Source organism: Streptomyces sp. NPDC005141 (assembly GCF_053599975.1).
Genome location: NZ_JBSFYW010000098.1, coordinates 1 through 20,810, shown reverse-complemented (window position 1 = coordinate 20,810; position 20,810 = coordinate 1). Strand labels below are relative to the sequence as shown.

The window sequence follows — 20,810 nt, the reverse complement described above, 5'->3', positions numbered from 1 at the left end:
GGCAGGACTTCGGACGGTTCGGTCTCGACTACGAAGGACGCGAAGTACCTTCCGGCGGCGTCTTTGATGACGGTCACCGTGGACGGGACGGAAGGCAGGGAACGGGACCACTTCACCCGCACGTCACCGATCTTCGGAAGGCGGAGCTTCCCGCCGGGCGTGATCTTCCACCCGGCGTTCGCGGTGAACCGTACGGCCTGCCGGTTGTCCTTGCGGGACTTGAACCGGGGCGCCCCCATCGTGGGCCGCTTGCCCCCCAGGCCGTCGAAGAAGTTCCGGTACGCGGTGTCCAGGTCGCGAAGGGACTGCTGGAGGATCACCGACGAGACCTCGCCGAGCCACGCCCGTTCCGGAACAGCTCTAGCCTCGCGCTTTCATGAAGCGGGTCGTCCGACGGGTGGTCAAGTAAGCGAGAAGTGCCTCTGACCAGCAAGAATGAGGATTGTCGAGGTCCTTGTTCCTACTCAAGCCGGAGGCACTTCTCAGGTGAAGAAGAGTATCGGGTCCTACCCGCGTGTCCGCGTCGAGGGTGGTGGCAGGGCGGTGGTCTCGCAGGCCGGGGGTGTGTCGAGACAGTCCGCAAGGCCGGCTTGGACACCGCGATATCAGCGGCGCTGACGCCGTGGCGGAAGGCTCGGGCGGTGCACGATCCGGGCAAGATCCTGCTGGACGTGGCTCTGGCGGTCGCGCTGGGCGGGGACTGCCTCGCGGATGTCGGGGTGCTGCGGGGCGAGCCGGCGGTGTTCGGGCCGGTGGCCTCCGACCCGACGGTCTCTCGCCTCATCGACAGCCTCGCCGCCTCCGGGAAGAAGGCCCTGCGGGCCATCCGTTCCGCGCGGGCCGAGGCGCGTGAGCGAGTCTGGCGGTTGGCCGGCGGGGAAGCGCCAGATGCAGGCGGGACGGTGACCGTAGATCTGGACGGGGTGCTGGTGATCGCGCACTCGGACAAGGAGGACGCGGCCCCGACCTGGAAGAGGACCTACGGGCATCACCCGCTGATGGGGTTCGTCGATCACGGACCGGGCGGCACCGGTGAACCGGTCGCGGCCCTGCTCAGACCGGGCAACGCAGGCTCGAACACAGCTGCCGACCACATCACCGCCACCCAACTGGTTCTGGCCCAGCTGCCGAAGCAGTACCGGCGCGGGCGCCGGACCCTGATCCGCACCGACTCCGCGGGCGGCGCCCACGACTTCGTCGCCTGGCTCGCCCAAAGGGGGCGGTGGCTGTCCTACTCGGTCGGCATGACAGTCACCGAGCAGGTCCACCAGCATGTACTGAAGGTTCCGGCATCGGCCTGGACGCCGGCCGTCGAAACCAGCGGCGAGATCCGCGACGGCGCCTGGGTCGCCGAACTCACCGGCGACGTCCTGACCGGCTGGCCCGAAGGGATGCGGTTGATCGTCCGCAAGGAACGACCGCATCCTGGGGCGCAGTTGCGGCTCACGGATGCGGACGGCATGCGGCTGACGTGTTTCGCCACCAACACCTCGGGGCGGCCGATCGCCGAGCTCGAGCTCCGTCATCGCCTGCGGGCCCGGGCCGAGGACCGCATCCGGGCCGCCCGGACCACCGGCCTACGGAATCTCCCTCTGCACCGCACCGCCCAGAACCGGATCTGGCTGGAGATCGTCCAGCTCGCGCTCGACCTGCTGGCCTGGATGCCGATGCTCGCACTGACCAGCAAGGCCAGGCTCTGGGAACCCGCCGACTACGGCTCCGCCTGTTCACCACAGCCGGACAGCTCGTGACCACCGGCCGTCGGCGGATTCTCCGCCTGGCCCGCCACTGGCCCTGGACCAGCCACATCACCGCGGCCACCGAACGACTTGCACTCCTGCCGAACCCCGGCTGACCAGCGAATCCCCGCCCATACGACAGCACCGCACCACCCGGATCAGTGGGAACCCGGTGCCCACCCGAGACGACACTCGGGCCCTCAGCCTGCACAGCCTCAACCCCACGGCACGAAAACGGTCCACCGACTCCGACGATGGACCGTCACGAAACGAACTTCGAGGCTAACGGACCCTCACGCCGGCGCCCAGCGCAACGGGCTCGGCAACACGGTCCACGAGCGGAAAATGGGCGTCATTCTCTGGTCCAAGCCTGCCTGCAATTAGCCCTTTCGGGTGTATTCCCGCCTTCGTCATGCCGTCAGTGGGTAGCGCGGGTCTGGTGCGGCAACGCGGCCACACCGCTGTGAGAAGGAGCAGGTTCATGATCGCTGCCAGACCAGAATGCAACCAAGCTGCGCAGAAGGTGTCTGACGGGGAGTTCAGGTACGCCGTCTACAAGGTCGACGGGGACGAGATCGTTGTCGAATCGACCTCGAACGACGCCGACTACAAGACGTTCGTCGCGTCCCTTCCCGCCGACAGCCCCCGCTATGCGACCTACACCCTGTCGGACGGAGGCGACCCCGAGAAGACCAAGGCCGTGTTCATCACCTGGATGCCCGACGATGCCAGCATCGCGCTCAAGATGAAAGCCGCATCTGCAGCACAAGCACTCAAGGCAGCCACAGGCGTAGATCGCATGTCCCAGATCCATGCCACCGCTTACGACGAGATGGAGTACGACTCCGTAAGGCGCACCGTATTCAAGTGACTTCGCCGCTGGATCGGTGAGGGCTGCTGTTGAGCTGGGCCCCCTCCTCGCCATGCGAGGAGGGGGCCCTTGCATTCCGGCTCAGCCGACACTCACAGCCCGAAGGAAGCACGGCTCTCGCCCCCGCGGGGCAGAGCCGTGACGCCAAGGCACCTCCAGCACGGCTGGGGCGTTGTTATTGGTGTCAGGGTTCGAGGTCGCGAAGGCACTCGTCGAACGTGGCGAATCTCGGTCCTGCGGGGCCGGTGTTCCGGTTGTACCAGGTGGTGTCGAGGCGTGTCTCATGTTGTTGGTGGCCGGCCCGGTAGCGCAGCCAGATCTGACCGCGCGTGGACAGGATGAGCCAGTTCCGGTACGCGCCGCACACGGCGCAGGCGCGCTTTCGTGAAGCCTGGTGTCCGACGGGTGGTCAGGCAAACGAAAAGTGCCTCTGACCAGCAAGAATAAGGATTGTGAGGCCCTTGTTCCTGCCACCGTCGGAGGCACTTCCCAGGTGAAGAAGCCTATCGGTTCGTATCCTCGTGTTCGCGTCGGGGGCGGGCCGCACGGTGGTCTCGCAAGCGGGAGGTGTCCTGCTGGTGGAGACGGTCCGCAAGTCCGTTCTGGATCAGGCGATATCGACGGCGCTGACACCGTGGCGCAAGCCGCGGGCGGTGCATGATCCGGGGAAGATCCTGCTGGATGTGGCCCTCGCGGTCGCGCTCGGTGGGGACTGTCTGGCGGACGCGGGAATGCTACGGGCCGAACCGGCCGTGTTCGGTGCGGTCGCCTCAGATCCCACCGTCTCCCGTCTCATCGATGCCCTCGCCGCTGCCGGGCCGAAAGCACTGGACGCGATCCGGACCGCACGGGCCCAAGCCCGCGAACACGTCTGGAAACTGGCCGGTCCATCGGCTCCCGACGCCGACGGACAGGTGATCGTGGACATCGACGGGGTGCTCGTACTGGCCCACTCCGAGAAGCAGGACGCCACCGCGACCTGGAAGAAATCCTTCGGACACCACCCCCTGACGGCGTTCGTCGACCACGGGAATGGCGGGACCGGGGAACCCGTGGCCGCGCTCCTGCGGCCCGGAAACGCAGGCTCCAACACCGCCGCCGACCACATCACCACCGCCCGGCTCGCCTTGGCCCAGCTCCCGAAAAAGTACCGGCGCGGACGCCGGACACTGATCCGCACCGATTCCGCCGGCGGCACCCACGAGTTCACCGCCTGGCTCGCCCAGCGCGGCAGGTGGCTGTCGTACTCGGTCGGCATGACCATCACCGGCCACATCCACCAGGCCGTCCTCACCGTCCCGCCCACCGCCTGGACACCAGCCGTCGAACCCGACGGCGAAATCCGACACGGAGCATGGGTCGCCGAACTCGACGGCGACACACTTAAGGGCTGGCCGCCAGGAATGCGGCTGATCGTCCGCAAAGAACGCCCGCACCCCGGCGCCCAGTTGCGGTTCACCGATGCCGACGGCCTGCGGCTCACCGCGTTCGCCACGAACACCGCCAACAGCCCCATTGCCGCACTGGAACTACGGCACCGCCAGCGGGCACGCGCCGAAGACCGCATCCGCGCCGCCCGTGCCACCGGCCTGCGCAACCTGCCCCTGCACAAGACGGCGCAGAACCAGATCTGGCTGGAGATCGTCCAGCTCGCCCTGGACCTGCTCGCCTGGATGCCCATGCTCGCCCTGACCGGCGACGCCCGCACATGGGAGCCCCGCCGGCTGCGGCTCCGCCTCTTCTCCGCCGCCGCTCAGATCGTCACGACCGCCCGCCGCCGGCATCTGAGATTCGCCCACCACTGGCCCTGGACCGACCTCATCACCACCGCGATCCGACGGCTCGCAGCCCTCCCCAACCCCGGCTGCCCAGCCAACTCCCGCCCCTGCGAGCAGCACCAACCCACCGGGACCGTGGAACCCGACGCCCACCCGACGCGACAGCCGGGCCACCCGCCTGCCCACCACGACCCCAACAAACCAAAACGGTCCGCCGGACCGTCACGAAAGATCGAGGCTAGGCCGGGCACGTCCATGGGCAGTTCGACTGGATCCTCGGAGTCGACGTTGTCGAGCACTGCTGTCTGCACAAGGCGTGAATCCCTGACCATCAGGCCTCCGGTTCAGAATTCCTATGTCTCGAAAGGAGGGTACGAGGACTCACCGACAACGCTCCCCCGGCCAGCGCGCGCCGCCGCGCGCCGCTTTCTTCTTCTGCAGCCGGACAGCGGGCGCAGCTAGGGGCGGTCGGCCAAGGAAGAGGTAACCGGTCGGACAGTCCTGGCCCGGTCGTGATCGGGACCCTTGAAAGGACGTCGCGGGCCAAATACTTTCTGCCATGCAGCGTCCCACTGCTTCTCCATCGGCGTGGCGAAACAGCCGCGAACAATGGCCAGCAACTGCGCCTTGCTCTGCGGAAGAGCTTCTCTCTTGAGAATCCTTTCGAGAGAGGTGAGACGAACCAGGATTCCGGCGCCAGAATAGTTCCTGATAGCGCGAAAAGGAAGGGCGCCTTTTCTTTCCCAGAACATCTCAAGGGCGAGACTCAGGTCACGGGCATCCGCGATGAGTGCGATGCGAACTCCTCTGGTGCCGAGGGTGCCCCGTTCCTCCATCCTGGCTAGCTGCCAGGCCTTCAGTGTGGCCTTCCAGATAGGAACCTGCTGTTCCTTGGAAGGCGAGGACGACATGCGGAGTAGAACTGCCGGACGGTTTCGACGTGCGGCACAGAGGTGCCCGAAGCCGCACGCTTAAGAGTGGCAGCGGAGACTGCTGCGTTTCCCGCCATTTCTGCGTACGTGAGGCCAGCCGTAATGCGCTGGGCTCTGAGTCCCTGGGCGAGGTCGACAAGGCAGGGAGTGGAGGTTCCCTGCAATTCCTTTTCCGGACGTCCCAACTGCCTTCGGGTGACGGCGCCCCGGCCCGCTATCGGGGCAGAAGGGCGCTCACGGTCTTCCCGCCGGCTTCCTGGCGGGTCACGGCGGTGGCCCGCGCGAGGCGGTTCACCATGGGCCAGCCGAAGCCTCCGCTACCACCGTTCAGGTCCGGGGTGCGCATCCGCGGGCCGTGCGGGCTGGGGTCCCCGCACGGCCACCTCGATGCTGTCCGGGTGCGGGGTCAGGGCCAGGGTGTAGAGGCCGCCGCCGTGGCGCAGGGCGTTGGTGACGAGCTCTGATACGACCAGAACCACGGATTCCGCAGCCTCGGGGGTGAGAGGACGGGCGAGGCTGTCGAGGAAGAGCCTGGCGCGATGGCGCGCGTCAGCGGGGGAGGCTGCGGGCCGGCCGGTGACGTCGGCGCTCATCGTGTCCATCAGGTTCACCCTGGGTCTCTGGATCGTCCGTGCCCGGCCCTGCGTGCTCAGTGCTTTTGCCCCGCCCTACGGGGGTTAACCCGACGTATCCCACTGCGCGCCGCTCCTGTCCGGGATCGATTACCTCCTCTACCGGACCCGTGAAAACCTGTGCTGGCCGAAGTAGACATTGGACGGTGGTGTGGTTATGGTTTCTCTCGTACCCCAGAGAGACCGCAGGGCCTGGCAGAGACGAACTGCCGGGCAGCAGTACCTGTAGTTGCAGTGCGCAGGACGGTGCGGTGGTGGAGTTCCGAAGCCAGGGTTGTTGCAGGGCGGCGACGGGGCTGACGACCGGACCGGGTGGCCCGCAGTGATCAGGGGCTGCCGTGAGCAGTGCCGCAGTGGCAGTACAAGTAGGTGCATGCAGTACCCGCAGTGAAGTGGAGTGAGCAGTACCTCGGTGAAGGCGTCGGCTGCGGGCGCGCGCACCGGGAGGTTCGGCAGTGGGGTTCTAAGCCAGAGCAGACGCAGGATGGGCGACAGGGCTGGCTGCCGGAAGTGGCGCTCGGTCAGGCCACAGCAGTACAAGCGGTTCGCAGTAAAGGAAGTACCCGCAGTTCGCAGTATGAGCAGTACGCAGTCCCCCGCTTGGTAAGCAATTGATCACCAGAGGGAAGAACGGAGGAGCCAAGCATCATCAGGATCGCCCGGACGCCACGCGAGTCCGGGTACCGCAGGACATCGATAGTGAGGTGGTCTCCGGTCGAGCAACCGCGATCCCCGCACTCCCGACGCAGTTCAGGTCGGGTCGGCGGAAACAGAAGGCCGGCGCAGTACCAGGGCCGGCAGATGGTGTAGCAGTTCCTTCGGGGCCCGGGAGCCACATGCTCCCGGGCCCCTCCACGCGTTCCACGAAAGAGGTGCGATGACAGCAGATGATTCGTTCGGCCGTCTCGATGACGACGACTACCCCGCCTACACCATGGGACGGGCCGCCGAGATGCTCGGCACCACCCAAAACTTCCTCCGCGCGATCGGCGAGCACCGCCTGATCACCCCGCTGCGCTCCGACGGCGGCCACCGCCGCTACTCCCGCTACCAGCTGCGCATCGCGGCCCGCGCCCGCGAACTCGTCGACCAGGGCACCCCCATCGAGGCGGCCTGCCGGATCGTCATCCTCGAAGACCAGCTCGAAGAGGCCCAGCGCATCAACGCCGAACACCATGCCGCTGCCGGACCTCCGAACCCGACGGCCGCGGCCTGAGCGGACTTAGAGGGCATCTGATCTAGGTAGTTGGTAGTTACAGTAACGGCACCCGCCGCTGGAGCGCTCCGGCGGGAGGAGGAAGCATCACCGACCTCCAGACCGCCAACGGACACGTCACCACCCTCACCGCCGACGGCATCGCGCAGATCCGCTGACTCCGCACCACCGCAAAAGCTGCCGGTCCAAGCCATTTCAGGCCGCGGCCGTCGGACCAGCCGATCCGGCCGCGCGCCGGTATTCGGCATTGATCCGCTGCGCTTCCTCGAGCTGGTCCTCGAGGATGACGATCCGGCAGGCAGCCTCGATCGGCGTACCCCGGTCAACGAGCTCCCGGGCGCGGGCGGCGATGCGCAGTTGGTAGCGGGAGTAGCGACGATGTCCGCCCGCCGAGCGCAGCGGGGTGATCAGACGGGCTTCGCCGATCGCGCGGAGGAAACCCTGCGTGGTACCGAGCATCTCGGCAGCCCGCCCCATGGTGTAGGCGGGATAGTCGTCATCGTCGAGCCGGACGAACGAGTCGTCTGCTGTCATTGCACCTCTCTGCGAAACGCATGGAGGGGCCCTGGCGCTGTGCGCGCCAGGGCCCCGAAGGAACTGCTACACCATCTGCCGGCCCTGATACTGCACCGGCCTACTGTGTCCGCACATCCGACCCGAATGCTGCCGGAAGACGCGGGGATCGCGGTTGCTCGACCGGAGACCACCTCACTCACGATGTCCTGCGGTACCCGGGCTCGTCATTCCACCCGGGCGATCCTGATGGCGCCTCGCTCCTCCGTTCATTCCCTCTGGGATCAATCAACTGCTCGTACTGCTCTACTGCGAACTACCGGTGATGCGAACTGCTCACTGGCCTCTCCCAGCGCCACTCTTCGGCAGCCAGCCCCGTCGCCCATCCTGCGTCTGCTCTGGCTTAGAACCCCACTGCCGAACCTCCCGGCACGCGCGCCCGCAGCCGACGCCTTCACCGAGGTACCACAAACCAACTTCACTGCTGGGTCCTACGAACTGCACTGACCGGTACTGCAACTTCAACTGCGGTCCTGCTCACGGCGGCCCCTGATCACTGCGGGCCACCCGGTCCGGCAGCCAGTCCCGTCGCCGACCTGCAACAACCCTGGCTTCGAAACTCCACCACCGCACCGCCCTACCAACTGCAACTACCTGTACCGCTGCCCGGCAGTCCGTGTCTGCCGGTCCCTGCTGATCTCTGCAACGAGAGAAACCATAGCCAGACGATCAGCCAATGTCTACTCCGCCCAGCACAGATTTTCGCGCGGCCGGTGAAGAGGTTTCCGGGTACGCGAGCTTCGGGACTGCCGGTAGGGAGATCGGTGGAGGCGACGCCGGTGGGGGGAATGGTGGCCCTGTTGGCATCAAGATGGCCGCCCGGGACTTTCCGCTCACCCGCCTCGTTCGCCTGGCCTCACCCTGTTCTTCAGGGGCACGTTGGGGCGTGGCGGCCCGGCTCCGACTCCACCCCTCCCGAACCGGGCCGCCCTCGCAGCCCACGACGGCTGCGGCCTGCGAGGGTTCCATAAATCCCGCCTCGGATGAGGCGGGGAAGAGCCGGGGTGTTTCGGGCGCAGAGGCTGCGTACCGGTGTCGTGGATCAGAGCCGACGGGGCGCAGTAGAGTGACCGTCGCTTCACCAGCAGGCGGCCCGTGGTCGGCAAGGACCAAGGACACGCGTCGTCTGGCCCGGACGGCCATTCCGTCACCGCGACACTGGGCTGTCGTGTGGGGGCGGTGTTTCAGGCTGCGGGGCGCGTTCCCAGCCGTATGCCCGCTCACCGAAGCCGGCCGCGAGGAAGTGGCAGACGACCCATCGGACGGGCCGGGACGGCCAGGAAGCTCCGTGGCTGGCCGCCCGCTCCGTGGCCTGTGCGGTCAGTAGGTGGCCAAAGAGATGGCGATGTAGTGCGCGGTGAAGGCTGCCACGGTCAGGGCGTGGAACACCTCGTGGAAGCCGAACCAGCGGGGTGAGGGGTCGGGGCGCTTGAGTGCGTAGACGACCGCGCCCGCGCTGTAGAGGAGCCCGCCCGCCACGATCAGGCTGAGTACGGCCACTCCCCCGGTGTGCAGGAAGTCGGGCAGGTAGCGCACCGGCGCCCATCCCAGGGCCAGGTAGCACGGGGTGTACAGCCAGCGCGGAGCTCCGACCCAAAAGACCCGGAACGCGATACCCGCCAGTGCGCCTACCCACACAATCCACAGCAGCACGGATCGCTGGTCCGGCGGAAGGAGGAGCACCGCCAGGGGCGTGCAGGTACCGGCGATGATGAGGAAGATGTTGGCGTGGTCGAGACGTCGCAGGAGAGCCTCGCCGAGCGGCCCCCAGGTGCCACGGTGGTAGACGGCGCTCGTTGCGAACAGCATCCAGGCGGTGACCGAATACACGGCGCAGGCCACGGCTGCCTGTGGGGTGCGGGCCAGGCAGATGAGCACGATGCCTGCGATCAGTGACGCGGGGACCATTCCTGCGTGGAGCCAGCCACGCAGCTTCGGCTTGATCGGTTCGACCAGGTCGGCCGCCCGCTCCACCAGCGCGGCAACCGAATGAGCGTCCTCTGTGGCTTCGTCGTCATGTGATCCGACGGGCAGCTCGTCTTCACGACCCTCCCGCCGGTGTGAGACGACGTGAATGCATTCGGCTTCAGCAGCGTCGCGGGACACGGCTCCTCGTCCTCCCTCGTGGGCGTCACCGGTGATCATGGAGGCATGCTAGAAGACGACACTCGGACAGCATTCCGAGAGGTGGCTCGCGAACCCCGCGCTCACCGTCGCCAGCCTGGTTTTCCACAACGGTTGGTACTGCGACCTCGTTGATCCTGGCGTCAATTGGGTCTGCCGGAGCCGAATAGACCGGCCCGTCATGGGAACAATCAGGGCTTCCGACCGGGCATTGGGCCCGCCTACGCGCAAGGATCGTCGATGCTTCCTGAGGTCCGTCCCCACGTATCCACCCCCCTCACGAACCAGCTGGAACACCAGTTGGGTCTGGCTCCGCATATTGAAGCGGGCCGTCTCAATGTGGAGCGCGTCGCCGGCATCGCGGTCGTCGCCGCAGCTCACTCTGACGGCTATGCCGCCACCGGCCATCTCCTCGGGCTGCTGGCCGCACTGCCTGCCCCCACCAAGGCGGGAGAGCGCTTCTGGTCGGAGCTGTGGAGGTCATCGGGCACCGCCTATCTACTGCCCGCCAACATCAAGGCCCTGGTGTTGCGCTCGTTGGCCGGAGAGGGAACCGCCCTGGCCCGGCAGATCCTCTCCGCCGTCGACCAGATGACCCCGCCCCAGCGCGTCGCAGCAAGCGAGGTGATCGGACAGGCCCTCGTCGAATCCGACGACTTCCCCGACCTCAAGACAGAGGTCATCGGCGAACTGTGGCTCCGAGATCTCGAACTCACCGCCTGGCGCGTCCTGCACGCAGACCGCAGGTCAGACGATCCCGTGGGGCGCAAAGCCTTCCTCGATGCCTGGATGAGCGTCTGAAAGAGTTGTTCTCTGGAATGCGTTCACCGGGTTCCTCCGAGGATGCCTCGGCCTTCAGGCCGGGGAGGAATCGGCCTCCTGCGGAGCAGGGCAGGAAACGGGATTTCGCCTCCAGGGCGAAACACCATCCCCCTGATTGGGTAAGGTGCACGCCGTGCGGTGCGAGAACCAAGCGCGCACACCGTGCTGATCGAGAGCCAAGACAGCACATGCACCTCCACGCTTTGCTGTATCAAACCGGGCTGGTTTCAACCCGGCTGGTGTTGATCGCGGAAGACCTGTTGGGTCGCTGACCCGCAGGCAGTGTGAGCCAGGAATCCCCCTGCTTCAGCTGGGGGAGGATTCAACACATGACGGAACCCTCCGTAGCCGTGTGCATTGCTGACAGCGCGAGCTGCCCGCAGCACCGTCATCTGGGCCGACCAGGCCTCGACCTCCCGGTGCGTCAGGTCGAGGTGGAAAAGGACTTCCTACGCTGCCGGAAGTCGTTCAGGCCGACCGGGGCGAGCATCATCGGCAGGTCGCGAGTGCAGACGACGGGGTGGCCCTCGCGGTCGTTGACGGGCTTCCTCGACAGACGGTCGGCAGCCTCCGTGCCTGCTGTCACCACGCGTCAAGGGCCGGGTGGCCAGTCAATATAATCTTCCCCATGTCCAAGCCTGACGAGCTGCTCGTTGACGTCGCCACCCTGGTGGAGTCCGGGCAGAGCAACCAGATGTCCCTGACCGTGGTCACCGGTGGTGCCGTCATCACCGGCCGACTGGCCCCCGAAGCGGTGTGGAGCCAGAGGGTGTCGGACGTGCTGACGGACTCCGCCCGCCTGGGCGAGTTCTCCGCCGTCTTCAACACCCCCGCGGAGAAGGACGGACCTCCCACGCATCTGCACTTCCACGTCGCCCGCATCCTGCAGGGCACAGTCGGAATCCCCGAGACGGGCGGGATGTACCGCGTAGCGATCGACGACGTCAGTGCCTGGACCATGGGCGACTTCAGCTACTCCGACCACTGAGCAACCACCGCGGAAAAAACCCGTGGCAAGCGGTGTGGGCCCGGCCGGCGCGTGCCGGCCGGGCCCACAGTGCCGTCCAGGTGCCGGCCTGCCTCTGTTTCCCGCGGTCGGTCAGACGGACACGGGAGTGCCGAGCATTGCGGAAGCGTGCTGCAGCGAACTCAGGGCGCGTACGGGTGCGGCCTTGGGGAGGGCGCGGCAGGTGAAACCGAGCTGCGCCATGGCGCGCAGGACTTCGGCGGCGCTGAAGTCGCGGCGGTCCTGGCGAGTGATGACCTGGCCGACTTGCTTGACGGGGTAGTGGCGGCGGCCGATGATCACGGATTCGCCGGAGCCCGGCTCGGGCTTGATGCCCTTCATCGAGTCCAGCACGCCGGCCTTGGTGAGTTCGAAGGGGAAGCGGGCGATGACGCAACGCATGTGACCTCACAGGGAGAAGTAGGGGAGAACGGTCCGGCCGGGGTGGGCGGTTCAGCGGGAGAGGGCGAGGACGCCCAGAGCGCTGCCTTGCTCGTCGACCACCGGCAGGGCACCCAGCCGACGGGCGCGCATCGCAGCTTCGGCGTCGGCCATCGTGGTCACGGGTGAGGCGAACGACCCGTGGTCGCCGAGGAGGTCGCGCAGCCGGAAACGGTCCGTGTAGGCGGAACTGTCGCGGATCGCGGTGAGTTCGGCGTGGGTGACCAGGCCGGTGCACTGGCCGTCCTGGTCGCAGACGACCAGCCGGCCCGTGCCGGCGGCGGCCATGACGGACAGCGCCACCTCGACGCTCATGTCGTCACAGACCTGCGGTCCGGCCGTGTCCATGACCTCGGCCACCGTCGTGTGCGCGGGGTCGGCGCTCGCCGGGCGGGGCTGCATCTGAACCAGCGTCACAAGGTGCCTCCTGCAGAGATGGGCCAGCTTCCTGATCACGAAAGTTCTAGGCCGCCGCATCGAAGACGGTCTGACGCACAGGCGCGCGCCGACTCGTCGAGGAGGGGCGGCGCCGGCCTCGGGAGGAGGAGGTGCTGCGCTTGGGGCGTTCGGCCACCGGTGCGGTGATGACGACCGGGATGCCGGACGGGGCCTGGGCGCCGGTGATCCGGTGCAGGGCCTCGTCGCCGGAGCGGATCTGGGTGGTCTGCGGCCGGATCCCGGCGTCCGACATGAGGCGGACCATGCCGCGGCGCTGGCTCGGTGTGACCAGGGTGACGACGCTGCCGGACTCGCCGGCGCGGGCAGTCCGGCCGCCGCGGTGGAGGTAGTCCTTGTGGTCGGTCGGCGGGTCGACGTTCACGACAAGGTCGAGGTTGTCGACGTGGATGCCGCGCGCCGCGACGTTGGTCGCGACCAGCACGCTGACGTGCCCCGTCTTGAACTGCGCCAGTGTGCGGGTGCGCTGCGGCTGCGACTTGCCGCCGTGCAGCGCGGCGGCCCGTACCCCGCTGTCGAGGAGGTCCTGGGTCAGCCGGTCGACGGCATGCTTGGTGTCCAGGAACATGATCACGCGGCCGTCGCGGGCGGCGATCTCTGTCGTGGCGGCGTGCTTGTCGGCGCCGTGGACGTGCAGGACGTGGTGCTCCATCGTGGTGACCGCACCGGCCGAGGGGTCGACCGAATGCACGACGGGGTCGGTCAGATAGCGGCGCACCAGCAGGTCGACGTTGCGGTCCAAGGTGGCGGAGAACAGCATCCGCTGTCCCTCCGGACGCACCTGGTCGAGCAGCGCGGTGACCTGCGGCATGAATCCCATGTCGGCCATCTGGTCGGCCTCGTCCAGGACGGTGATGCCCACCTGGTTCAGCCGGCAGTCGCCACGGTCGATGAGGTCCTTGAGCCGGCCCGGGGTCGCGACGACGATCTCGGCCCCGCCTCGCAGCGCGCCGGCCTGCTTGCCGATCGACATCCCGCCCACCACCGTGGCCAGCCGCAGCCTGACGGATCGGGCGTACGGCGTGAGCGCGTCGGTCACCTGCTGCGCCAGCTCACGCGTCGGTACGAGGATCAGTCCCAGCGGCTGGCGGGGCTCAGCACGCTGTCCGGCGGTGCGGGCGAGCAGAGCGAGGCCGAAGGCGAGGGTCTTGCCGGAACCGGTGCGGCCGCGGCCCAGGACGTCACGGCCCGCCAGGGAGTTCGGCAGCGTCGCGCCCTGGATCGGGAACGGCACGGTCACGCCCTGCCTGCCGAGTTCGGCCAGCAGCTGCTCAGGCATGTCGAGATCGGCGAAGCGCTCGACGGCAGGAAGCGCGGGGGTGATCGTCGTGGGGAGCGCGAACTCACCCTGCACGGCGGCGGGCCGGCGGCCGTGACCGCCGGAACGGGCAGGGCCGCCGGAACGGCGCGGTGCAGGCGAGCCGAAGCGGCTGCCGCCCCTTCCGGCATCGGCACTGCCGTTGCGGGTGCGGGGCGAGCGGTCGTTCGTGCGTGTGCGGTTCATGCGGAACCTTCCTCGATGCGGCACATATCAAGGAATTCCCGCAGGCGATGAGCAGCACGGAATTACAGGTATGGACCGATGTCAAAGCAAAACCGGCCGACGGGAATCCGCGGCGGGCGTAAATGCTGAAATAGGTGACGCAGCGGGGACGTGAAGTCCCGGGCGCCGAAATGCGGCTCAGCTCTTCAGGATGCTCCTGCATCCTGAAGGAGGAGCCGCGTGACGCTGCGGATTTGTCCGAGTCGTCTCGCAGGTGAAACCACTGCGGGAAAATGCGTGTAGCTGGGGCCCGCACCCCGAGGGATGCGGGCCCCAGCTGCAAGTGTGCGTCAGGCCGGAACGATGTTCTCGGCCGTCGGGCCCTTCTGGCCCTGCGCGATGTCGAAGGTCACCTTCTGGCCTTCGAGCAGCTCGCGGAAGCCCTGGGCGGCGATGTTCGAGAAGTGGGCGAACACGTCAGCGCCGCCACCGTCCTGCTCGATGAAGCCGAAACCCTTTTCCGCGTTAAACCACTTCACGGTACCAGCAGCCATGTCATATCTCCTTTGGGGCAGTACACCGGTGTCCGCACTGTGCGGACACCGTGTCGCCGCGATGATTACCCCGCCGGAAAATGACCGGAAATAAAAAAGCGCTCTCCCCGGCAGGAGCCGGGTGGGAGTACTTGAAGTTTCGGGAACCACAACTGCAACTGAGTGGACAGTAGCACGCCGCAACGGCCCGCGTCGGTTGAGTAATTCCACTCCGCTCATTGCGGTAAAAATTCTCACCACACGGTCCGGAAAACTCTCAGCCGACGAGCACAGATATTGGCGTACTTCCAGTGCAGCGTTCCGGAAAAGGGGACCGGGGCTGTCGACCGCAACACGGTCAGCAACCACACCGCCACCGATGTCCCCTCACCGCTGCCGGCGCACGGGTGACCGTGGCACCTCGCTGGTCAGAAGGGACATACCGAGGACGTGACTCCTCCCCCGGCTGAAGCCGGGGGCTTCTCGTTACGCCAGGTCGGCGTCGCGACGGGCCAGCCCGGCCCGTAGAACGTTGGTGGCTCCCACTGTGTCGGCGTGCGCACTATGTCCGCAGGCGATGCAGTGGAACTTCTCCTGTGTGGGCCGGTTCTCCTTGGCGGTGTGCCCGCAGTGGGGGCAGGTGCGGGAGGTGTTGCGGGGGTTGACGGCGATCACTTCCCGTCCGGCGCTTTCAGCCTAATTCCCGTGTAACGAGCTCACCGGCCCTCGCCGGTCGGTGAGGTGGTTCGAACGGGTTGTGACGCCTGCCCTCCGCCGGGCCGCAGGTCTGCGACGAGCACGGCTGCGCAACCCAGCTGGCGGGTGGTGGTCTCGTGAGTGCCGGTGGATACCTCTCAACGTCACGGCCAAGATGCCTTCCCAGAGAGCGGCGCCATTCGGTGCTCTCGTGGCCGCCACCCACCCAGCACTGACGCTGCTGGCGGTTGTGTGGGCTCCGGACGCACGCCTTCTTTCAGCCCGGCCATGATGTCTCCGCCAAGATCGGCGGCGTTCGGCGCCTTCACGGCGACCAGCGGCGTCAACACCGTTTGCTTGATCACTCGTTGGAGTTCGTGGTGCGAGCCCGTCGCACGGTGATCTCTTGCATTCCCCGAGCCGTCTGAGCTCTGGGAACAGACCGGGGCCCGTGCGGTGAGCTGGTGCCACGAACGGCTTGTGAGGTGTCGGCCCGTTCCTTGATCGAGGCCTGGAATTAGGTCGCTGCGTGGCCCCGCATGCGCTCGTGACCAGTGCAAACACCCGCACTTCGAGGAGGGAAAGTTGATCTACTGCGGCATCGACTGGGCCGAGAAGACGCACGACGTCGCCCTGGTCGACGACGACGGCACGCTCCTGGCCAAGCGCCACATCACAGACGACGCGACCGGCTACAAGATCCTGCTGGATCTGCTCGCCGAGCACGGCGACACCAAGGACACCCCGATCCCGGTCGCCATCGAGACCTCCCGCGGTCTGCTCGTCGCGGTCCTGCGGACCGGGAAGCGCCAGGTCTACGCCATCAACCCGATGGCCGCCGCACGCTACCGCGACCGCCACGCGGTCACACGGAAGAAGTCCGACCCTGGCGACGCCCTCGTCCTGGCGAACATCCTCCGCACCGATATGCACGCCCACCGGCCGTTGCCCCGGGACAGCGATCTCGCCCGCGCCATCGCCGTCCTCGCCCGCGCCCAGCAGGACGCCGTTTGGAACCGGCAGCAGCTCGCCAACCAGCTCCGCTCGCTCCTGCGCGAGTACTTCCCCGCCGCCCTCGACGCCTACCTGCACTGGCAGAACGGTCTCTGCCGCCCCGAGACCCGCGTCCTGCTGGAGCTCGCCCCCACGCCCTCGCGGGCGGCCCGGCTGTCGCTTGCGCAACTGCGCTCGGCGCTCAAGCGCGCCGGCCGCCAGCGCCGGATCGATGCCGACGCCGAGCGCATCCGCGAGGTCCTGCGGGCCGAATACGCGCACCAGCCGCCACTGGTCGAGGACGCGCTCGGCAAGCAGATGCTCGCTCTGCTGCGGCAGCTCGAAGCCGCCTGCACGGCCGCCGACCAGCTCGCCGAGGCGGTTGAAGAGGTTTTCCCTCAGCATCCGGACGCCGAGATCATCCTGAGCCTCCCCGGGCTCGGCACCCAGCTCGGCGCCCGGATCCTCGCTGAGATCGGGGACGACCATGCCCGCTTCGCCACTGCCCGCGGTATGAAGGCCTACGCCGGTGCGTCCCCCATCACCAGGGCGTCCGGCAAGAAGTCCAGCATCACCAGACGCTGGGTGAAGAACGACCGGCTCAACCACGCCGGCTACCTGTGGGCCTTCGCCTCACTGACCCACTCACCGGGCGCAAAGGCCCACTACGACCGCCGCCGCGAGGCCGGGGACTGGCACGCCGCCGCTCAGAGAAACCTCTTCAACAAGATGATCGGCCAGCTCTACCACTGCCTCCAGAAGCACATCCTGTTCGACGAGAACCTCGCCTTCCCCACACAACTTCTCGAAGCTGCTTGACGACTTAGCTCCGTGAGGTGTCTTGGCGTGCAGGATCGTCAGGAACACCCCCCATCCGGCATCGTTGATCGACTTGTTGAGCCCGGCCTTGGCGGCGGCCCCGTTGGGCAGGAACGCGCCTGCCTGGTCGGGTTTGGGCCTGGCTGCGGGGGCCCTGCTCATGTTGCGGATCCTGAGGTCTTCGTGCGCGATGACATCGTGTGCGCGGACCAGGTCGAGCGCGGTCTTGTGTGCGTGGTCCAGCCGTTGGCGGCGGACCTTGCGGTGGAGCTGGGCGACCCTCTCCACCGCGCGCCGGTGGTTGGCGGTGCGGTCCTTGGCCCTGCAGCGCGGGAAGCGGGACAGAGCCTGCTGCGCGGCCTGGAGCTTGCCGGCCGCACGGCGTCCGTGGCGCGGGTTGGGCACGAAGGCGCCGCCCGAGTCGGCGAGGAAGTTCGCAATGCCCAGGTCGATCCCGACCACGCTGCCGGTCGATGGCAGCGGCTCCGACTGATCCTGTTCGGCAGTGAGCACCACGAACCACTTACGGCCTTCACGCTTCACAGACACCGTCTTGACCCTGCCGGCCACGACACGGTGCTGGTTGACCTTCACATGCCCGACGCCCTGGAGGCGGACGCGGGTGAGGGGGTCGTGCGGGGTGGAGTCCCACCGGCAGCCGTCCCCGTCCTTGGGGAAGTCCACCGTGTCGAACCGGTTCACCCCGCGAAAACGCGGGTAGCCCGGGGCGTCACCGGACTTGACCCGCCGGAAGAACGCGGCGAACGCCCTGTCCAGACGGCGCAACGTCGCCTGCTGCGAGGAGAACGACCAGCGGCCCTGGCGCTCAGGATCGAACGCCCGGATCTCCTTGAGCTGCGCGGACTGCATCCCGTACCGGACGGTGCTCTTCGAGACGTGCCGCCAGGCGTCACGGCGTTCCTGCAAGGCCCCGTTGTAGAGAGAGCAGTGGTCGCGCAGCATCTCGGCGAGCGCCTGTGCCTGACGGACGGTGGGCCGCAGGAGGAACGTGTACGCACGGATCATCCAGCCCACCCCCTCCGGTCGAGCCCGCTTGATCCTACTATGTTTGGCGTATGTCACCGCGGTGGGAACCAGATCCCGATGTCCGACGAGGAAATCATGTCGTTTTCAACCTCCACGCACACTTGGTGTTCGTCACGAAGTACCGGCGGGAAATCTTCAACGGCGAGATGCTGACGCGCTGCGAGGAGATCATGCGCGATGTGTGCGAGAGCTTCGGCACGGAACTCCGGGAGTTCAACGGCGAAGGCGATCACGTCCACCTGCTCGTGCACTACCCGCCAAAGATCGCCCTGTCCAAGCTGGTCAACAGCCTCAAAGGCGTCAGCTCCCGCTACCTGCGCGCGGAGTACACCGGCCGGATCAACCGGATCCAGACCGGATCGGTGTTCTGGTCCCCGTCCTACTTCGCGGGGTCCTGCGGCGGCGCACCGCTGAACATCGTCAAGGACTACATCGAGAACCAGAAGCGCCCGGCATGACCGTCACCACACAAGCGCAGTGATCTCCGGCGCTTCGCGCCTCCAGACCGAGGATCGCATTCCCGCCCGGCCTGAACGCCGGGATTCCCCGCGAAGAACAAGGGATGGCTCCGGCGCGGCCTTTCATCGGAGCAGAGAACCAATCGCACAGACGCGCCTACGAAAACCGCTGCGTCAGGCACTGCTCTATCGTGCCTCCGCCCCCATGACTCACCTCTACCTCCGCCAGGCGAACTCGCAGCCCTCCTGCATCTGATCGAGTACGCAGAAAGCAGCAACCCCGGCGCCCTCAATAGACTGCGGGCAGCCGACCTCCGCAGCCCGCGCAGGCCAGCCCCCGAAGCCGCGGAGGCCCACAGCGGTTGCCTTGCAGGAAGCGGACCACCGCCGCCGCAGTGCCCTGACCAAGGCAGAACGCCCCAACCGGCAGACGGTGTCCCCGAGGGCGGACGAATCGTTTTGACGAACGTGACAGATGATCATTGGATGAACTCCAGCCACGTCGCACAGGCAGGCAGCGGCGAACGCAGAGCCGAGGCCCAAGTTCCGGAACAAGCGCGCCGTAGGCCCTCCCACCCCGCTCACGCCCGTGGCCAGACCCGCGCAGAAACTTCGGACCAGGGCACACCCCTGTACACACAGCTCGCCAGGGAATGGACCGCCCGCAACGCCACCGTCCCCGGCCGCCCCGACCCGCTGTGGCAACGCCTGGCCTCGCCCGAACACTTCCGGCACGACACAGACAGCACTCTGCGCCAACTCCACCTGGCAGGGGACCGCTCCGCTGACCGCACAGCCCAGTCAGCTCAACCGGAGGCACCCCGCCGTGCGCGTCGATGAACTCCTGCCGGAAGGTTCATGGGCACTGGCCCTTCGCACGATCTGCTGCTGTTGAGGCGGGGCACGCTTCCCTGCGCCAACCTCATCCGCGCGGCACGCCGGTCTCGGACATGGATCAGGGCCGCGCAGCAACTGCGCGGCCCTGATCCATGCAACCCAGACCCACCGACGCCCCCGCCCAGCCCAGGCGCCCATTGTTTCGGGTCGGGCGGTGCTGCTGTATGAGGCAGCCGTGCGCACCGACCGCGGCGCCCGCGGGCAGGAGAGGGGGAAGGTCAGGCCGGGTTGATGTTCTCGGCCTGCGGGCCCTTCTGGCCCTGGGTGATGTCGAACGTCACGATCTGGCCCTCCTGCAGCTCACGAAAGCCCGAGGAGTTGATCGCGGAATAGTGCGCGAAGACGTCCGGACCGCCCCCGTCCTGGGCAATGAACCCGAAGCCCTTCTCCGCGTTGAACCACTTCACAGTTCCCGTAGCCATATCTCATGCCTTCCAGTCGATGAACGCCTCCCACACCATGCGGAAGACGGAGGTGATCGCCCTGGTCCCTGCGGCACAGCACAGCAAAAAGCCCACACCAAAAGCGTGGGCAAAGGGGAACTCCGAACCACGACAGCTGACGCAGACGCTACACGCCCACACACCCTGTCACCAGAGGAAACGATCACGCCACATGCCGGGACCGGCCGTACGGCGGCCGCCGACGCTGGCGAGCACACTCACCTCATCCCGAACCCCCGCACGGGGGGCGAAGCATCTGCTGTCAGCGCTGGTGAAGCTGGTGAACGCCACCTTCGCCGCCCGGGACGCCGACTGGTGGGGCGAGGGCACCTCGTGCGCCTCGGACAGTAAGAAGTTCGGCTCCTGGTCCTCCAACTTCATGACGGAGTGGCACCAGCGGTACCGGGGACCGGGGGTGATCTCTACTGGCACGTCGAGCGGAGGTCGGTGTGCATCTACTCCCAGCTCAAGAACTGCTCGGCCTCCGAGGTCGCCGCGATGATCGAGGGCGTGCTGCGGCACTGCACCGAGATGGTGGTGGACCGGCAGTACACCGACACCCACGGCGCGTCCATCGTCGGGTTCGCGTTCGCGCACATGCTCAGCTTCAACCTGCTGCCCCGGTTGAAGAACGTGGGCTCGGCCCGGCTGTACCGGCCAGCCGTCGGCGAGGACGAGACCTGGCCGCACCTGGCGCCGGTGCTGTCCAGCAAGACGATCGACTGGGAGCTGATCCGCCAGCAGTACGACCAGATCGTCACCGGGTTCCTCCGAGGATGCCTCGGCCTTCGGGCCGGGGAGGAATCGGATTCCTGCGGAGCAGGGCAGGAAGCGGGATTTCGCCTCCAGGG

At 67.2% G+C, this 20,810-nt stretch carries 16 protein-coding genes and 8 pseudogenes; 9 read left to right on the top strand and 15 right to left on the bottom strand.

The genetic code is table 11. The features are described 5' to 3' along the window. Nucleotides 1-368 (bottom strand): annotated as a pseudogene (locus ACWD68_RS39515) (RNA-guided endonuclease InsQ/TnpB family protein); the annotation flags it as partial. 118 nt (nucleotides 369-486) lie between these two features. Here ACWD68_RS39515 and ACWD68_RS39510 point away from each other — a divergent pair. Both ACWD68_RS39510 and ACWD68_RS39505 read left to right on the top strand, forming a co-directional pair. Beyond that, a pseudogene (locus ACWD68_RS39510) lies at nucleotides 487-1,855 on the top strand (IS1380 family transposase). Between the two features lie 365 nt (nucleotides 1,856-2,220). Then, complete coding sequence (locus ACWD68_RS39505) at nucleotides 2,221-2,610, top strand: hypothetical protein (RefSeq protein ID WP_451811290.1); 390 nt, start codon at nucleotides 2,221-2,223, stop codon at nucleotides 2,608-2,610. A 184-nt stretch (nucleotides 2,611-2,794) separates the two neighbouring features. On the opposite strand, the pseudogene ACWD68_RS39500 reads toward ACWD68_RS39505, so the two are convergent. Further along, a pseudogene (locus tag ACWD68_RS39500) lies at nucleotides 2,795-2,986 on the bottom strand (hypothetical protein); the annotation flags it as partial. A gap of 117 nt (nucleotides 2,987-3,103) precedes the next feature. On the opposite strand from ACWD68_RS39500, the pseudogene ACWD68_RS39495 reads away from it, so the two are divergent. Then, nucleotides 3,104-4,475 (top strand): annotated as a pseudogene (locus ACWD68_RS39495) (IS1380 family transposase); the annotation flags it as partial. 371 nt (nucleotides 4,476-4,846) lie between these two features. Here ACWD68_RS39495 and ACWD68_RS39490 read toward each other — a convergent pair. The 3 genes and pseudogenes from ACWD68_RS39490 to ACWD68_RS39480 form a co-directional block, all read right to left on the bottom strand. Further along, complete coding sequence (locus ACWD68_RS39490) at nucleotides 4,847-5,299, bottom strand: hypothetical protein (RefSeq protein ID WP_451811292.1); 453 nt, start codon at nucleotides 5,297-5,299, stop codon at nucleotides 4,847-4,849. After that, nucleotides 5,245-5,397, bottom strand: a complete 153-nt coding sequence (locus ACWD68_RS39485; protein ID WP_451811291.1) for a hypothetical protein — start codon at nucleotides 5,395-5,397, stop codon at nucleotides 5,245-5,247. The genes ACWD68_RS39490 and ACWD68_RS39485 overlap by 55 nt, the downstream gene beginning before the upstream one ends. Before the next feature lie 137 nt (nucleotides 5,398-5,534). Next, nucleotides 5,535-5,922 (bottom strand): annotated as a pseudogene (locus tag ACWD68_RS39480) (ATP-binding protein). Between the two features lie 907 nt (nucleotides 5,923-6,829). Between ACWD68_RS39480 and ACWD68_RS39475 the strand changes: the two are divergent. Continuing rightward, the gene (locus tag ACWD68_RS39475; protein WP_451811289.1) at nucleotides 6,830-7,168 is read left to right on the top strand and encodes a helix-turn-helix domain-containing protein; all 339 of its coding nucleotides are present in this window, start codon (nucleotides 6,830-6,832) and stop codon (nucleotides 7,166-7,168) included. A gap of 195 nt (nucleotides 7,169-7,363) precedes the next feature. Here ACWD68_RS39475 and ACWD68_RS39470 read toward each other — a convergent pair whose 3' ends face one another. Together ACWD68_RS39470 and trhA are read right to left on the bottom strand one after the other, a co-directional pair. Beyond that, complete coding sequence (locus tag ACWD68_RS39470) at nucleotides 7,364-7,702, bottom strand: MerR family transcriptional regulator (protein WP_451811288.1); 339 nt, start codon at nucleotides 7,700-7,702, stop codon at nucleotides 7,364-7,366. Between the two features lie 1,359 nt (nucleotides 7,703-9,061). After that, the gene (trhA, locus tag ACWD68_RS39465; RefSeq protein WP_451811287.1) at nucleotides 9,062-9,886 is read right to left on the bottom strand and encodes a PAQR family membrane homeostasis protein TrhA; all 825 of its coding nucleotides are present in this window, start codon (nucleotides 9,884-9,886) and stop codon (nucleotides 9,062-9,064) included. 219 nt (nucleotides 9,887-10,105) lie between these two features. Between trhA and ACWD68_RS39460 the strand changes: the two genes are divergently transcribed. After that, nucleotides 10,106-10,666, top strand: a complete 561-nt coding sequence (locus tag ACWD68_RS39460; protein ID WP_451811286.1) for a hypothetical protein — start codon at nucleotides 10,106-10,108, stop codon at nucleotides 10,664-10,666. Between the two features lie 445 nt (nucleotides 10,667-11,111). On the opposite strand, the gene ACWD68_RS39455 is transcribed toward ACWD68_RS39460, so the two are convergent. Continuing rightward, entirely contained in the window at nucleotides 11,112-11,276 is a 165-nt protein-coding gene (locus ACWD68_RS39455; protein WP_451811285.1) for a hypothetical protein, read from the bottom strand. Nucleotides 11,277-11,315: 39 nt separating this feature from the next. Here ACWD68_RS39455 and ACWD68_RS39450 point away from each other — a divergent pair, with 39 nt between their 5' ends. After that, nucleotides 11,316-11,675, top strand: coding sequence for a hypothetical protein (locus tag ACWD68_RS39450; RefSeq protein ID WP_451811284.1), 360 nt, complete (start codon nucleotides 11,316-11,318; stop codon nucleotides 11,673-11,675). Nucleotides 11,676-11,786: 111 nt separating this feature from the next. Here the strand turns inward: ACWD68_RS39450 and ACWD68_RS39445 are convergent, their stop codons facing one another. The 5 genes and pseudogenes from ACWD68_RS39445 to ACWD68_RS39425 form a co-directional block, all read right to left on the bottom strand. Then, nucleotides 11,787-12,095: an SCO5918 family protein gene (locus ACWD68_RS39445; protein WP_451811283.1), complete on the bottom strand. Its 309-nt coding sequence runs from the start codon at nucleotides 12,093-12,095 to the stop codon at nucleotides 11,787-11,789. 51 nt (nucleotides 12,096-12,146) lie between these two features. Then, entirely contained in the window at nucleotides 12,147-12,551 is a 405-nt protein-coding gene (locus ACWD68_RS39440) for a CBS domain-containing protein (protein WP_451811282.1), read from the bottom strand. Between the two features lie 46 nt (nucleotides 12,552-12,597). Next, complete coding sequence (locus tag ACWD68_RS39435; RefSeq protein ID WP_451811281.1) at nucleotides 12,598-14,094, bottom strand: DEAD/DEAH box helicase; 1,497 nt, start codon at nucleotides 14,092-14,094, stop codon at nucleotides 12,598-12,600. 329 nt (nucleotides 14,095-14,423) lie between these two features. Next, complete coding sequence (locus ACWD68_RS39430) at nucleotides 14,424-14,627, bottom strand: cold-shock protein (RefSeq protein WP_340471040.1); 204 nt, start codon at nucleotides 14,625-14,627, stop codon at nucleotides 14,424-14,426. Between the two features lie 465 nt (nucleotides 14,628-15,092). Beyond that, a pseudogene (locus ACWD68_RS39425) lies at nucleotides 15,093-15,302 on the bottom strand (zinc ribbon domain-containing protein); the annotation flags it as partial. 585 nt (nucleotides 15,303-15,887) lie between these two features. Between ACWD68_RS39425 and ACWD68_RS39420 the strand changes: the two are divergent. Then, on the top strand, nucleotides 15,888-17,114 hold the full coding sequence (locus tag ACWD68_RS39420) for an IS110 family transposase (RefSeq protein ID WP_451811280.1): 1,227 nt from the start codon (nucleotides 15,888-15,890) through the stop codon (nucleotides 17,112-17,114). Between the two features lie 21 nt (nucleotides 17,115-17,135). Here ACWD68_RS39420 and ACWD68_RS39415 read toward each other — a convergent pair. After that, a pseudogene (locus tag ACWD68_RS39415) lies at nucleotides 17,136-18,140 on the bottom strand (RNA-guided endonuclease InsQ/TnpB family protein); the annotation flags it as partial. Between the two features lie 50 nt (nucleotides 18,141-18,190). Between ACWD68_RS39415 and tnpA the strand changes: the two are divergent. Next, nucleotides 18,191-18,619: an IS200/IS605 family transposase gene (gene tnpA / locus ACWD68_RS39410; protein WP_451811279.1), complete on the top strand. Its 429-nt coding sequence runs from the start codon at nucleotides 18,191-18,193 to the stop codon at nucleotides 18,617-18,619. 1,115 nt (nucleotides 18,620-19,734) lie between these two features. Here the strand turns inward: tnpA and ACWD68_RS39405 are convergent. Continuing rightward, nucleotides 19,735-19,938 carry a cold-shock protein gene (locus tag ACWD68_RS39405; protein WP_388881184.1) on the bottom strand — a complete coding sequence of 68 codons (204 nt, stop codon included), beginning with the start codon at nucleotides 19,936-19,938 and terminating at the stop codon, nucleotides 19,735-19,737. Between ACWD68_RS39405 and ACWD68_RS39400 the strand changes: the two are divergent. After that, nucleotides 19,886-20,810: pseudogene (locus ACWD68_RS39400) on the top strand (Tn3 family transposase); the annotation flags it as partial. The gene ACWD68_RS39405 and the pseudogene ACWD68_RS39400 overlap by 53 nt on opposite strands.

Excerpts from the sequence above, each read along its gene's own strand:
- ACWD68_RS39445 (WP_451811283.1), bottom strand. The coding sequence starts at position 12,095 with ATGCGTTGCGTCATCGCCCGCTTCCCCTTCGAACTCACCAAGGCCGGC.
- ACWD68_RS39475 (WP_451811289.1), top strand. The coding sequence starts at position 6,830 with ATGACAGCAGATGATTCGTTCGGCCGTCTCGATGACGACGACTACCCC.
- ACWD68_RS39435 (WP_451811281.1), bottom strand. The coding sequence starts at position 14,094 with ATGAACCGCACACGCACGAACGACCGCTCGCCCCGCACCCGCAACGGC.
- trhA (WP_451811287.1), bottom strand. The coding sequence starts at position 9,886 with ATGATCACCGGTGACGCCCACGAGGGAGGACGAGGAGCCGTGTCCCGC.
- ACWD68_RS39405 (WP_388881184.1), bottom strand. The coding sequence starts at position 19,938 with ATGGCTACGGGAACTGTGAAGTGGTTCAACGCGGAGAAGGGCTTCGGG.
- ACWD68_RS39430 (WP_340471040.1), bottom strand. The coding sequence starts at position 14,627 with ATGGCTGCTGGTACCGTGAAGTGGTTTAACGCGGAAAAGGGTTTCGGC.
- ACWD68_RS39460 (WP_451811286.1), top strand. The coding sequence starts at position 10,106 with ATGCTTCCTGAGGTCCGTCCCCACGTATCCACCCCCCTCACGAACCAG.
- ACWD68_RS39450 (WP_451811284.1), top strand. The coding sequence starts at position 11,316 with ATGTCCAAGCCTGACGAGCTGCTCGTTGACGTCGCCACCCTGGTGGAG.
- ACWD68_RS39505 (WP_451811290.1), top strand. The coding sequence starts at position 2,221 with ATGATCGCTGCCAGACCAGAATGCAACCAAGCTGCGCAGAAGGTGTCT.
- tnpA (WP_451811279.1), top strand. The coding sequence starts at position 18,191 with ATGTCACCGCGGTGGGAACCAGATCCCGATGTCCGACGAGGAAATCAT.
- ACWD68_RS39485 (WP_451811291.1), bottom strand. The coding sequence starts at position 5,397 with ATGGCGGGAAACGCAGCAGTCTCCGCTGCCACTCTTAAGCGTGCGGCT.
- ACWD68_RS39490 (WP_451811292.1), bottom strand. The coding sequence starts at position 5,299 with ATGTCGTCCTCGCCTTCCAAGGAACAGCAGGTTCCTATCTGGAAGGCC.
- ACWD68_RS39470 (WP_451811288.1), bottom strand. The coding sequence starts at position 7,702 with ATGACAGCAGACGACTCGTTCGTCCGGCTCGACGATGACGACTATCCC.